This window comes from Xanthomonas hortorum, from assembly GCF_024339125.1.
GTDB lineage: Bacteria > Pseudomonadota > Gammaproteobacteria > Xanthomonadales > Xanthomonadaceae > Xanthomonas > Xanthomonas hortorum.
In genome coordinates, this window is sequence record NZ_CP101417.1 from 2,884,717 (window position 1) to 2,898,808 (window position 14,092).

Sequence of the window (14,092 nt, forward strand, 5' to 3'; positions counted from 1 at the left end):
CGGTCGTTTTTGCAAGCAGCCACCAGTCACTGCAGTACGCGTCTTGCAAGCCAGGCGCGTGCTGCGGTCGATTCGATCGTGCAGCGCGCTGCTGACTCTCCCGGCGCAACGTCGCGCCTACTCCACCCGCCATAACAGGCACACTGTCACGCCGCGACGCAGCTGGACGGAACCGCGCACAGGCGCTAGCGTGGTCCGGATTTTTTGCCACAGGGGAACTGCCCATGAGCCATGACGCGCAACCGCGCCAGCTCACCTTTCGTGCCGTCGTGTTGTCCATCGTGCTGGCGGTGGTGCTTTCGGCCGCCAATGCCTATCTGGGCCTGTTTGCCGGCCTGACCATCGCCACCGCCATTCCGGCAGCGGTCGTCTCGATGGGCGTGCTGCGCTTGCTCGGCGGCGGCACCATCCTGGAAAACAATATCGTCCAGACCGGTGCCTCGGCGGGGTCGTCGATCGCGGCGGGGGTGATCTTCACCATTCCCGCGCTGGTGATCATGGGCTATTGGCCGGACTTCAAATACTGGTGGGTGCTCGGCATCGCCGGCATGGGCGGGTTGCTCGGGGTGCTGTTCTCGGTGCCGTTGCGGCGCTCGATGATCGTCGAAGACCCGCTGCCGTTCCCCGAAGGCAAGGCCGCGGCCGAAGTGCTCAAGGCCGGTGCAAACCCCGGTCCGGGTCTGAAGATCCTGGCCATCTCCGGTGCCATCGGCGCACTGGTCAAGCTGGCTGCGGCCAGCGGCCTGCGGGTGATCCCGGACACCTGGGCGCAGGCCACCTACCTCGGCAGCAGCCGGCTGGTGGGGTATCTGGGCACCAACCTGTCGCCGGCGCTGCTGGGCGTGGGGTACATCGTCGGCTTGAATGTCGGCATCGTGGTGTTGTCTGGCGCCATCCTGTCCTGGCATATCGCCATCCCGCTGTATCAGCAATTCTTCATGGGCTCGGATCCGGCATTGGCGCAGAGCCTGATCGATGCACCGGCGGCCGACGCGGCATTCGCCATCTGGGGCGCGAAGATCCGTTATCTCGGCGTCGGCGCGATGTTGATCGGTGGCGTGTGGACCTTGTTCTCGCTGCGCAAGTCGCTGTTGTCCGGCGTCAAGAGCGGCTTTGCCGCCGCGCGCAAGAGCGGTGGCGGTGTGGTCGCCGAGACCGAGCGCGACCTGCCGATGAAGTGGATGCTGGTGGCGTTGGTGCTGTGCACCTTGCCGCTGCTGGGCCTGTATCAGGCGATCGTGCAGCAATGGCACGTGTCGATCCCGATGACCATCATCATGATCGTGGCCGGCTTTCTGTTCGTGTCGGTGTCAGGTTATCTGGCCGGGTTGATCGGCTCATCCAACAACCCTGTTTCGGGCATCACCATCTCCACCATCCTGTTCGCCTCGGCGGTGCTGGTGCTGCTGCTCGGCAAGGACGGTCTGGTGCCGGCCGGTATCGGCGGCGCGCCGCTGGGCGCGGTGGCGGCGATCATGATCGGTGCGGTGGTGTGCTGCGCGGCGGCGGTGGGCGGCGACAATCTGCAGGATCTCAAAGCCGGTTATCTGGTCGGCGCCACGCCATGGAAGCAGCAGCTGATGCTGGGCATCGGTGCGTTCTCCTGCGCGCTGATCATGGCGCCGGTGCTGAACCTGCTCGCGCAGGCGTACGGCATCGGCCCGGCCACCCCGCAGCATCCCAACTCGCTCGCTGCACCGCAGGCCACGCTGATGGCCTCGGTCGCCAAGGGCTTGTTCGGCGGCGAGCTGCCGTGGGCGATGATCGCCATCGGTGCCGGCGTGGGCGCGGCGATCATCGCGCTGGACGAGTGGTTGAAGAAGACTGGCAAGCGCTTCCGTGTGCCGGTACTGGCCGCGGCGATCGGTATCTATCTGCCGCTGGAGCTGATGGTGCCGATCTTCATCGGTGGCCTGATCGCGCACCTGGTGGAACGCTTCCACAAGATCCGCGCCGACGACGAAGACGGCCGCGACCGTGTGCATCGACCGGGCGTGCTGTTCGCCGCCGGCCTGATCACCGGCGAGGCGTTGATGGGGATCGCCATCGCGGTGCCGATCGTGCTTTCCAGTCGCGCCGATGTGCTGGCGTTGCCGGCCAGCTTGCAGCTCAACCAGTGGTTTGGCCTGGCGATCCTGGCCCTGGTCGGCTGGCTGCTGTATCGCGTCGGCAAGCGCGGCGAACAGACCGCCTGAGCGTGATGCAGCATTGAGGCATGCGCTTGCACGCCTCATCCCGACGGACACGCATCGCTGGATGCGTGTCCGTTTTTCGTTGCGGCGTTGCGATCCAGTGCCGCTGCGCCGGACGCGCGGCGAGATGCGCCGCTTCGGTCTTCCGTCGTCTTTGCGTTGGCTTTACGCGCTACACAGGCGCCATGCATAGCGACTTTATGCCGCTGCTCCGTATCGTGCCGTCTCCCGCATGGATGGTGCGCCACGGCTACTGCATGCCTCGATCGATCCGGTGACACCCAGCGACGCGAGTTCTCGCACTGCGTGACGCTGCGCTTGACGGCAGTGAAAGTGCCACTCACATCACGCTGTGCAACATCGGCTTGCGGTTGCGGTCGCTTTTGTCATGGTTGGCCCCTACGGGCCTGCAGACGCCTATAAGATCGATTGGCAGGACGTCGTCCGTTCGGCGGCCATGCAGTCGTTCTACCTCCACGTGCATTTCCCCCTCCCTAACGCTGACCGTTCACACGATCTGTCCAGCGTCTTGCCATGGAACCACTGCAATGCTGACTGCTATCTCCAAGCGCTCCACCCGCACACCACGCGCACCGTTGCTGGCCATCGCACTGACCGGCGTGCTGTGCAGCCTGGCGCTGCAGGCACAGGCACAAGACGCCACCGAGGCGGCGCTGTGTACCGATCGCCCGACCAAGGCCAATTCCACCTGCACCGTGCCAACCGGCGCCTGGCAGCTGGAAACCGATATCGGCAGCTACACCCGCGACAGCCAGCCCGGCACGCGCATCGAAACCTCCTATTTCACCAATCCCACGCTCAAGTACGGCGTCAGCGACCGCATCGATCTGCAGCTCAACTGGGCGCCGCAGCTGCAGATCAAAACCACCGATCGCGCTACCGGTGCACGCAGCAGCCTGAGCGGCGGCGGCGATATCTTTCTACGGATGAAGGCGCGTTTCTACGAAAGCGACACCGCCAGCGTGGCGTTGCTGCCGTTCGTCAAGGCACCGACCGCGCGTACCGGCCTGGGCAACGACGAGTGGGAAGGCGGCGTCGCGTTGCCGATCAATTTCGTGTTGCCCAATAGTTTCTCGCTGACCCTCGGGCCGGAGGTGGATTGGCTGGCCGACAGCGATGGCAGCGGCAACCACGTCGCCATCGTCAATGCGATCAACCTGGCGCATCCGCTTACCGCGAAGTTGTCGATGGCGGTGGAAGTGTGGTCCTCGATCAATCGCGACCCCGCCGAAACCATCGAACAGTATTCGGCCGACATCGCCGCTGCGTATCTGATCAACCCGCTGTTGCAACTGGATGTGGGCGCCAACTTCGGCCTCAACGACCGCACCCCGGACGCGCAGGTGTATGTGGGGATGTCGCACCGCTTCTGATGCGCGCAACGCGCACTGCGCACACAAAAGCCGCTGCGGTCCGCGCCTGTGCGGACTGCAGTGTTCCGCAGGTAATCGCTTCAGATATGTAATAAATACCCGTTGCGGTGCGACACTATGCCGTCAGTCTGCCGGGCATGCCGGTGCCGGTCTCGCCAGAGGTACGTGGGCCGGGGAGGGGAGTGACAGAAAGTGGGCAGTCATGCTGCCTCTACTGCTCGTCCTGCCAGCGCCTTGCAGCATCCAGATCGGAATGCCGGGCGCAATGCAGGGCGGAATCTCCTGATCGAGGTGTTGCAACGTGGAAACGAAATCGAAGTTGCCGGTCCCGGGCCGGGCATTGCTGCTGGTGCTGGGCATGCTGATCGCGCTGGTGGGTGTGATCTTTCTGCTGGGTGGCGCCAGGTTGGCCAGCCTGGGCGGCAGCTGGTACTTCCTGCTGATGGGCCTGGCGACCGCCGTGGCCGGTGTGCTGATCGTGCTGCGTCGGCCGGCCGGTGCGCTGTTGTACGGCGTCGCGTTCGTGCTGACGCTGGTATGGGCGCTGTGGGATGCGGGGCTGGATTTCTGGCCGCTGATCTCGCGGCTGATGCTGCCTGCGGTGTTCGCTGTGCTGGTGGCGCTGGCATGGCCAGCGCTGCGGCGTAGCCGGGCGTTGCCGACGGGGCGCACAGCCTATGGCGTGGCGACGGTGCTGGCGCTGGCGGTACTGGCCGGTATCGGCGGCATGTTCGTGCCGCATCCGCCGGTTGCAGGCAACGCGGGGCCCGGCATGACAGCGGTGCCGCCTGGAAGCATGCAACAAAACTGGTCCGCCTACGGCAATACCGATGGCGGCAGCCGCTTCGCTGCGCTCGACCAGATCAACCGCAGCAACGTCGACCGGCTGCAGGTCGCCTGGACCTACCACACCGGCGAGATCGCCCACAGCGACGGCAACGGTGCCGAAGACCAGCTGACCCCGCTGCAGGTGGGCGAGAAGGTATTCCTGTGCACACCGCACAACAATCTGATCGCGCTCGACGCCAGCACCGGCAAACAGCTGTGGCGGCGCGAGATCAATGCGACCTCGTCGGTCTGGCAGCGCTGCCGTGGCCTGGGCTACTTCGACGCCGATGCCGCGTTGCCGGCGCCGAGCGTGGCCAATCCCTCGCCGATCGCCGCAGTGACGGTGGCGCAGGATGCCAACTGCCGTCGCCGCCTGTTCACCAACACCATCGATGGCCGCCTGATCGCGGTGGATGCGGACACCGGTGCGTTCTGCCAGGGCTTCGGCAGCAACGGTCAGGTCGATCTCAAGGCCGGCCTGGGCGCCGCGCCTGATCCGTTCTACCAGCTGACCTCGCCGCCACTGGTGGCCGGCACAACCGTGGTGGTGGGCGGACGCGTGGCCGACAACGTGCAGACCGACATGCCGGGTGGCGTGGTGCGCGGCTTCGATGTGGTCACCGGCGCGCAGCGCTGGGCCTTCGACCCGGGCAATCCGCACGATCGCCAGGCGCCGGCTGCCGGCAGCAGCTATGTGCGCAGCACGCCGAACGTGTGGGCACCGATGTCCTACGACGCGGCGATGAACACCGTGTTCCTGCCGCTGGGCGGGCCGTCGACCGATCTGTACGGCGCCGAGCGCACCGCGCTCGATCACCGTTACGGCGCCTCGGTGCTGGCGCTGGATGCCACCACCGGTGCGGAGAAGTGGGTCTACCAGACCGTGCACAACGATCTGTGGGACTTCGACCTGCCGATGCAGCCCAGCCTGATCGACTTCCCCAACCAGGACGGCAGCCACACCCCGGCTGTGGTCATCGGCACCAAGGCCGGGCAGATCTACGTGCTCGATCGCGCCACTGGCAAACCACTGACCGAGGTCAGGGAAGTGCCGGTGAAAGGCTCGGATATTGCACACGAGCAGTACGCGCCGACCCAGCCGCTGTCGGTCGGTATGCCGCAGATCGGCACCAAGCACCTGACCGAATCGGACATGTGGGGCGCCACTGCGATCGACCAGATGCTGTGCCGCATCGCGTTCAAGCAGATGCGGTATGAAGGCCTGTACACCGCGCCGGGCACCGATGTCTCATTGAGCTTTCCCGGTTCGTTGGGCGGCATGAACTGGGGAGGCCTGTCGACCGACCCGGTGCATGACGTCATCTTTGCCAACGACATGCGCCTGGGCTTGTGGGTGCAGATGATTCCTGCCGACACCCGCAAGGCCGAGGCGGCCGGTGGTGGCGAGGCAGTCAATACCGGCATGGGCGCGGTGCCGCTGAAGGGCACGCCGTATGCGGTCAACAAGAACCGCTTCCTGTCGGCGCTGGGCATTCCGTGTCAGGCGCCGCCGTACGGCACGCTCAGCGCGATCGACCTCAAAACACGCAGCATCGCCTGGCAGGTACCAGTCGGCACGGTGCAGGACACCGGCCCGTTCGGCATCAAGATGCATCTGCCGATCCCGATCGGCATGCCGACGCTGGGCGGCACGCTGTCCACCCAGGGCGGGCTCGTGTTCATCGCCGGCACCCAGGACTACTACCTGCGCGCGTTCGACAGTGCCACCGGCAAGGAGCTCTGGAAGGGCCGCCTGCCGGTCGGCAGCCAGGGCGGGCCGATGACCTACGTCTCGCACAAGACCGGCAAACAGTACGTGGTGATCAGTGCCGGCGGTGCGCGGCAGTCGCCCGATCGTGGCGATGACGTGATCGCCTACACCTTGCCTGACGCGCGCTGACACACCGCCCACGCAGGACCACGTCGCCAGCTGCGTCGGCGTGGTCCTGGAGCGGCCAACAAACGTAGCAAGCGCGCGCCTGACGGCTGCGCACTGGTTTGTCAGCCGTTGTTGACTGCAACCCGATGGCCGGGTGCCTGGCGCATCCGGCCATCGGTCCCGTTACCGCAGCGGCGCTTTGGCCTCACCGCCATGCATCGCCACCGCTGGCTGTGCACGCTGCCCTGATCAGAGAACCACAATGCATCGTCTGTATTTCTTCCCGCGCCGCAGTGCGCTGGGCTACGCCTTGCTGCTGGCACTGCCGGCCACCGCAGTCGCCGCCGGCGACACCACGCTGACTGGCGATTGGGGTGGGCGTCGGTCCGCCTGGGCCGAGCACGGAGTAAGCGTTCGCGGCGACTACGTGTCCGAGACGTTCGGAGTAGTGGACGGCGGCTACGAGAAAAACAGTGCGCGCTATGCGCAGCAACTGCGGGTGGGCGTGGATCTGGACATGGCCAGACTCGCCGGCTGGGACGGTGGCAGCCTGCATGTCACCATCAACGACCGCCGCGGCCGCAGCACCTCCGCCGACCTGGTCGGCAATCGCTTCTCCATCCAGGAAGTGTACGGAGGCCAGTACACCCGCTTGAGCGAGTTCAGTTACGACCGCAGCTTCCACCAGGGCAGGACGTATCTGAAACTGGGCTTCTATGCGATGGGCAACCAGTTCGCCTCGCACACGCTGTTGGTGAACTTCGTCAATGCCGCATTCTGCGCGCATCCGCTGGCGTTTTCGGCCAACAGTGGCTGGTACAACTACCCGGCCGCGCGCTGGGGCATCGAAGGCGCGCAGCAGCTGACCCCGCAGCTCAACCTGCATGCCGGCTGGTTTCAGGTCAATCCGAATCTGGGTTTCGGTGCCCGCGACACTTACGCGTTCAAGCCGTTCGCCAGCGGCACCACCGGTGCGATCTTCCCGCTCGAATTCACCTGGAAGCCGGCCGCCTCGCGCTATCCGGGCGTGTACAAGTTCGGTGGCTACTACGATTCCTCAACTGTCGCCAGGCGCGGGCTGGACACCAGCCGCAGCACCGGACGCGACGGCGCCTATCTGTTGGCCGAACAGAAACTGTTCACTCCGGGAGCGGACGCCAGCATCGGCCTGACCGGATTCGCCCAATACATGGCCAGCGACCACGACAGTGCGCTGATGACACGTTGGTATTCGGTCGGCGGGGTGTACCAGGGCATCGGCGCACGCACGCAGGACCGCATCGCGCTGGGCTATGTGGCCGGCAGGATCAATCATCGGCTGCTCGATGCACGCCGCGTCGCGTTGATCGATGCCGGCGTGGTGGCCGATTCGCCACTGGCCGGCCTGAGCGCTGCCGAAGAGCTCTACGAACTCGCCTATAGCGCGCAGATCACGCCGTGGCTGATGCTGCGTCCGGACGTGCAATACATCGTCAACCCCGGAACCTACGCCTATACCCGCACGCACAACGCACTGGCCGTTGGGCTGCAGGCCAAACTCACGTTCTGAGCGCGACCTGCGCTGTGGCGTGGTGCGCCATTGCCAAACCGCGCAATGCGCACGGCGCGCATTGCGCCCCTGCAGGACGCGGCAACGTGCGGCGCCTGCGGCGTATGACCTCCTACCTTTGCGCGTGCGCTGCAGCAACGCCTACCATCGACGTTTTGCCGTTGCGGGAACTCTCGATGAAGCTTCGTTACGCCGTGCTGCCCCTGTGTCTGTTGGCCGCCTTGCCAAGTCTTGCCGCCGCGCGCGGTTTCGATGTGCGCGACATGGTGGCGTTGGACCGTGTGTCCGCACCCACGCTCAGCCCCGATGGCAGCGTGCTGGTGTTCGCCAAGCGGCAGGCCAAGAGCAGTAACGGCAAGCCGGCCACCGGCCTGTGGATGCGCAACCTGCGGACCCGCGATGCAGCGCCGCCCAAGCGGCTGACTCCGGAAGGCTGGAACGTCAACAGCCCGGCGCTGTCGCCGGATGGCAAGACGGTGTATTTCCTCAGCAGCAGATCCGGCACCCAGCAGCTGTACGCGCAACCGCTGACCGGCGGCACCCCGCAGCAACTCACCGCGTTTGCGGTGGATGTGGACAGCTACAAGCTCTCGCCCGATGGCAAGCGCATTGCCTTCAGTGCCGGCGTGTTCCAGGACTGCGGCTCGGATCTGGGCTGCACCAAGACCAAGCTCGCCAGCGTCAAGAACGCCAAGGCCAGCGGCGTGGTGTACGACCAGTTGTTCGTGCGGCATTGGGACACCTGGAACGACGGCCGCCGCAACACGCTGTTCGTCGCAGACCTGCCTGCCGCCGGCGCCAAGGCCGTGATCGGTGCCTCGGCAATCAGCGCCACGCTGGCCGGCGATGCGCCGTCCAAGCCGTTCGGTGGCAATGACGATTACACCTGGTCGCCCGATGGCAGCAGCGTGGTGGCCAGCGTGCGCGTGCCGCAGCCGCATGGTCCTGAGGCGGGCAAGAATGCAAAGGCCGTTGCCAAGCCCACCGGCAACGACGAGCCGTGGCAGACCAACTTCGACCTGTACCGGCTGGATGCGGCCGGCAAGTCCGCACCGGTCAATCTGACCGCGTCCAACCCGGCCTGGGATGCCGGCCCGGTGTTCAGCACCGATGGCAAGACGCTGTACTACCGCGCAATGAAACGCCCCGGTTTCGAAGCCGACCGCTTCGGCCTGATCGCGATGGACGTCGCCAGCGGCAAGACCCGCGAAATCGCGCCAAAATGGGATCGCTCGGCCGGCGAGATCGTGTTGAGCGATGACGGCGCCAGCCTCTACACCAGCGCCGACGACCTCGGCGAGCACCCATTGTTCAAGATCGATATTGCCAGCGGCGAGGCGACCAGGCTGGTGGGGGAGGGCAGCGTGCATGCGCCGACGCTGGCCGGCAACACGTTGGCGTTTACACGCAATTCGTTGAAGAGCGGCGATCAGGTGTTTGTCAGCGATGTGCAAGCCCAGGGCCTGCGTGCGATTACCCAAAGCGCCGGCGAGCTGCTGCCGGATGTGCAGTTCGGCGACTACGAGCAGTTCCAGTTCAAGGGCTGGAACAACGACACCGTGCACGGCTACGTGGTCAAGCCCTACAACTATCAGGAAGGCAAGACCTATCCGGTGGCGTTCCTGATCCACGGCGGCCCGCAGGGCAGCTTCGGCAATGGCTGGAGCAACCGCTGGAATCCGCAGACCTACGCCGGGCAGGGCTACGCGGTGGTGATGATCGACTTCCACGGCTCCACCGGCTACGGCCAGGAGTTCACCGATGCGATCAGCCAGCATTGGGGCGACCGCCCGCTGGAAGACCTGCAGAAGGGCTGGACCGCCGCGCAGAAGCAGTACGGCTTCCTCAACGGCGACAAGGCCTGCGCGCTGGGTGCCAGCTATGGCGGCTATATGGTCTATTGGATGGCGGGCAACTGGAATCAGCCGTGGAAGTGCCTGGTCGACCACGATGGCGTGTTTGACAACCGCACCATGGGCTACGCCACCGAGGAACTGTGGTTCAGCGAATGGGAAAACGGCGGCACGCCGTGGCAGAACCCGGCCGGCTACGAGAAGTTCAACCCGGTGCTGCACGTGGACAAGTGGAAGGTGCCGATGCTGGTCATCCACGGCCAGCAGGATTTCCGCATCCCGGTCGAGCAGGGCCTGGCCGCGTTCACCGCGCTGCAGCGCAAGGGCATCGACTCCAAGTTCCTGTACTTCCCGGACGAGAACCACTGGGTGCTCAAGCCGGACAACAGCGTGCTGTGGCACGACACCGTCAACAGCTGGCTGAAGCAGCATATCGGCCAGTGAGGTCGCGACCGGCACGCCGCCTGGAGCGGCGTGCCGGTTGGTGCGGCGATGACGCGTGAGACCCCGGCCTTTAATACGGGTCGCACGGTTGTTCGGTTTGCTCAGTTCGGCAACTGATCGCGTTTGGCCAACTGGCCTTCCACGATCTGCAGGATCTCCGCCACTGCGATGCCGAACGAGCCGGCATTGCCGGCGTCGAAGGCGGCCTTCCATTCTGCATAGCCCGGCAGGTAATCCTGATTGGGCGCGGCATTGCCGACATGTTCGGCAGCGCTGCGCTCCAGGGTCTGCGCGATCACCGGGATGTGCGGCAGCGCGTCCAGGATCCCATCGGGCAATCCTGTGTGACGTACCTGGATGTCGCTGATGCTCACGTGCAGGATCTGGCCGCCGTGGGGATGCACATCGATCTGGTTGATCAGCAGCAGCGGCGTCTCCGTCGCGGTGCGCCCACGGCAGCGCCAGAGCTGGCCGACCGCATAGACGGGGGAGGTGGTGTCGGGCATCGGGTACTCCACGATCAAACCACAATGATGCAATGCGCTTGCGGAGATGGCGACTCTGCGCCGTGCCGGCCATGCCGGGGTTGGTCCGGCGTTCGACCCGAGGTCTGCGCAATCACGCTTCGCCCGTCAGACGATGTTCGCAGGTGCGGTGTTGCGTGCTGGCAGCGTCCACGCCTGGATGAGTCCGCTTGCGGCGCACGGAGATGGCCTGGATCGACGCATCTGGCTGAATGCCAGCATGAGCCAGCAGTGCCGCAGTGCACGCAAGCCATGTCAAAATAGCGATTCTTTAACTTCCTCAGCTCCCTGCCAGGATCGCAAGGACCGTTTGCATGCGCACCTTGTTCCGCCCCTCGTTGTGGGCGCTCGCCCTCGTCTGTAGTCCTGCCCTGAATGCCGCATCGCGGCCCACGGCCGTGCCTGCGCGCGCGCCGGTGTCTGCGACTGCCGCAGTTGGCACCGATGCGGTGGCCAGCGATCCGGCTGTGCCACTGCCGGCCACGCTGAAGTCCGGCATGGGCTACCGCGCGTTTGCGCAGGCGGTGATGGAGCAGGGCTGGCAGCTCGTGGATCCGCTTGCCGCCGACAGCTGCATGGCCGCCGGCGATTGCGCCGTCGAGTTCATCGCGCCCGGCGGCAGTGCGCGCCTGCAGGTGCAGGTCGGCTCGCAGTCCGGTGCGGCGGTGGTCAGTGGCTGGCGCGCGCAGCAGGTGCCGCTGGATCGCATCGGCAACCCCACCGCAGCGGCGGTGGACAGCAAGGCTGCGCCGGCCGCGTCCAAGGTGGCGGACAACCCGCGTTGAGCGCAGTGCGCCGGCGTCTGAGACGCGCGGCGTATCATGGCGCTGCACGCGCTGCGGCCTGCACCGGTGGCGCGCGTCAGCGCCAGCTGCGTCTTTCCTGATCCCGAGTCCAGTCCCGCATGACCTCCATGAAGAGCATCGATCCTGCCGATCTGGAAGCGTTGTTCGATGCGGTGCCGGACGTGCTGTTCTTCGTCAAGGATCGCGAGGGCCGCTATACCCACGTCAACCAGACCATGCTGCGGCGCCTGGGCCTGAAATCGCGCAAGGAACTGATCGGCAAGCGCGTTGCCGAGGTCTATCCCAGCGGGCTGGGCGCCAACTACGCCAATCAGGACGAGCAGGTGCTGGCCGGGGAAGTGATCGACAACCTGCTGGAGCTGCATCTGTTCGCCAACCGCGAACCGGGTTGGTGCCTGACCTGCAAACGTCCCCTGCTGGTCGACGGCAAGGTGCAGGGCATCATCGGCATCTCGCGCGATCTGGGGCCGCAGGACGGGCACGAATCGCAGTACGAAAAACTGCGGCTCGCGCTGGCGTACCTCAACGCCAACTACGCGCAGAACGTGCGCATGCAGGCGCTGGTGGAGATCACCGGGTTTTCGATGTCCAAGCTGCAACGCTCGTTCCGCAAGGTGTTCCAACTCACCCCGCAACAGGTGCTGGCCAAGCTACGCCTGCAGATGGCGATGCATCTGCTGCACGGAAACAAGAGCCTCACCGAAATCGGGCATGCCTGCGGTTTCAGCGATCAAAGCGCCTTCGCACGGCAGTTCAAGCTGGCGGTCGGCATGACGCCACGCGAGTATCGTGCGTTGGTAAATGCGCAGCGGCTTCCTGTCGAAGCCTTGTAAGCGGTTGATAAAAAAACTGCGCAGCTGGTGCGTGTGCGCAGTTGTCATCAGCAATTGGCATATGCCGTTCCATGTTTGCAGGTTGATAGCACCGCTTACACGTCAACGATGCAAAGCAGTGCGTTTCAGGACCGCCTTAATCTGCTTTTGCCAGTGCATCTCCTGCGTACAGACGCCCAGAAGCACGCCGTCATGGACCTGCATAGCTGCAGACCTCGCTCTACAGCAAAGCCCCGGGAACAAATAAAGTAATCCACTTCATGTTCAATTTGATACACACATCACTTTTTTAAACCGGACTGTACCGTAAGAATGCTCGCCATATGGGGTGGCGCTGCGGAATAAGACGGACACAGCAAGGATGAACAGCCTCTATCGAAAGGAAATCTATGAGCACCGGCAATCCCAGTCCGCAGGGTCGATCATCCTTCGTCCACCGGGGATAGGCTGGGCGTTTTTGGTGCTATCCGGCTGTTTCATACTTGCGGCGATACTTTTCTTAGTCTTTGGTCATTATGTAAGGCACGAAACGGTGTCTGGATACCTAGGGATGGTCTGATCAACGGCATCGGAGGATGAGCCTAACCACATCGACCAGGCTGACGGCGCTCAGATCCTCGATTTTTTTGCCGTTTCCGGCGCGTTTGCAGGGTGTTGCCCGGGTTACAGGCGCACGTTCCCCATCGTCGGCAGTAACTGCTTTCGCTTCATCCACAGGTTCGATAGCGCAAACAAGGTCAGCACCTGCGCGGTGTTCTTGGCCAGGCCGCGATAGCGGACCTTGGTGTAGCCGAACTGGCGCTTGATCACCCGGAATGGATGCTCCACCTTCGCGCGCACGCTGGCCTTGAAGTGTTCCCAACGTCTTTCCCGAGCACGCTCGCGTTTGTTGCCGAGGGCTTGCATCGTCGAGGGCCTGGCGGCGATGAAGAATGCAGCCTTGCAGGCCTGCAGTTCTTCGCGTTTGTCCGCACCGGTGTAGCCGCTATCGCCGAACACGCTGTCTTCTTTGCCATGCAGCAACGTGTGCATCACCGTGACATCGGCGACGTTGGCGGCTGTGCAATGGACGTGGTGCACCAACCCGGAAAATTCATCCACGCCGATGTGCGCCTTCATCCCGAAATACCACTGATTGCCCTTCTTGGTCTGATGCATCTCAGGGTCGCGCGCGTTGTCGGCATTCTTGGTCGAACTGGGCGCCGCGATCAGCGTCGCATCGACGATCGTGCCCGACCGCAGGCTCTGGCCCTTGCGCGCCAGATGCGCGTTGACCGCTTCCAGCATCCGCGCGGCAAGGCCATGGGTCTCCAGCAGGCGCCGAAAGTTGAGAATCGTGGTCTCGTCCGGAACGTTGTCCAAGCCACCGAGCTGGGCAAACCGCCGCAAGGTCGGGATCTCGTGCAGTGCTTCTTCCATCGCCGGATCGCTCAGCGCATACCACTGCTGCAGCAGATGAATCCGCAACATCGTCGCCAGTGCGTACGGCTGCCGACCTGGCCGGCCCGATACCGGATAGTGCGGCGCGATCAGACCGAGCAGTTGCTGCCACGGAACCACCTGCTCCATCTCGGCCAGAAAGATCTCGCGCCGGGTCTGCTTGCGCTTGCCCAGGCCCTCAGCGTCACCGAACGTCAGTTGCATGGATCACTCCTCAACATCAGGCGGGTAGTGTCGCGTATCTGTGGTGCGTTGTTCAGAGGTTCCTTAGTGCCCGATGGCGGTATCACAGCAGTGCCTGCTCCGGTTCCAGGAGTTTTGGTTCGAGTGATAGTCCATGAAGGGCAGCG

The 14,092-nt window shown here is 64.5% G+C and carries 9 protein-coding genes; 7 read left to right on the top strand and 2 right to left on the bottom strand.

The window, feature by feature from the left end; all coding sequences use genetic code 11:
- The first annotated feature begins 224 nt into the window (after positions 1-224).
- From NMB96_RS12365 to NMB96_RS12385, 5 genes are all read left to right on the top strand, one after another.
- Entirely contained in the window at positions 225-2,195 is a 1,971-nt protein-coding gene (locus NMB96_RS12365; RefSeq protein WP_255084958.1) for an OPT family oligopeptide transporter, read from the top strand.
- Between the two features lie 545 nt (positions 2,196-2,740).
- Complete coding sequence (locus NMB96_RS12370) at positions 2,741-3,586, top strand: transporter (protein ID WP_425520889.1); 846 nt, start codon at positions 2,741-2,743, stop codon at positions 3,584-3,586.
- A gap of 301 nt (positions 3,587-3,887) precedes the next feature.
- The gene (locus NMB96_RS12375) at positions 3,888-6,314 is read left to right on the top strand and encodes a glucose/quinate/shikimate family membrane-bound PQQ-dependent dehydrogenase (RefSeq protein WP_255084959.1); all 2,427 of its coding nucleotides are present in this window, start codon (positions 3,888-3,890) and stop codon (positions 6,312-6,314) included.
- A 241-nt stretch (positions 6,315-6,555) separates the two neighbouring features.
- Positions 6,556-7,842, top strand: a complete 1,287-nt coding sequence (locus tag NMB96_RS12380; RefSeq protein WP_255084960.1) for a carbohydrate porin — start codon at positions 6,556-6,558, stop codon at positions 7,840-7,842.
- Positions 7,843-8,018: 176 nt separating this feature from the next.
- Positions 8,019-10,139, top strand: a complete 2,121-nt coding sequence (locus tag NMB96_RS12385) for an alpha/beta hydrolase family protein (RefSeq protein ID WP_255084961.1) — start codon at positions 8,019-8,021, stop codon at positions 10,137-10,139.
- 101 nt (positions 10,140-10,240) lie between these two features.
- Here the strand turns inward: NMB96_RS12385 and NMB96_RS12390 are convergent, their stop codons facing one another.
- Complete coding sequence (locus tag NMB96_RS12390) at positions 10,241-10,645, bottom strand: hypothetical protein (RefSeq protein ID WP_255084962.1); 405 nt, start codon at positions 10,643-10,645, stop codon at positions 10,241-10,243.
- 332 nt (positions 10,646-10,977) lie between these two features.
- On the opposite strand from NMB96_RS12390, the gene NMB96_RS12395 reads away from it, so the two are divergent.
- Together NMB96_RS12395 and NMB96_RS12400 are read left to right on the top strand one after the other, a co-directional pair.
- A complete protein-coding gene (locus tag NMB96_RS12395; RefSeq protein ID WP_023903079.1) occupies positions 10,978-11,448 on the top strand; it encodes a hypothetical protein in 471 nt (156 codons plus the stop codon).
- Positions 11,449-11,576: 128 nt separating this feature from the next.
- A complete protein-coding gene (locus NMB96_RS12400) occupies positions 11,577-12,302 on the top strand; it encodes an AraC family transcriptional regulator (RefSeq protein WP_023903081.1) in 726 nt (241 codons plus the stop codon).
- Between the two features lie 663 nt (positions 12,303-12,965).
- Here the strand turns inward: NMB96_RS12400 and NMB96_RS12405 are convergent.
- A complete protein-coding gene (locus tag NMB96_RS12405) occupies positions 12,966-13,946 on the bottom strand; it encodes an IS5 family transposase (protein ID WP_183086593.1) in 981 nt (326 codons plus the stop codon).
- Positions 13,947-14,092 lie beyond the last annotated feature (146 nt).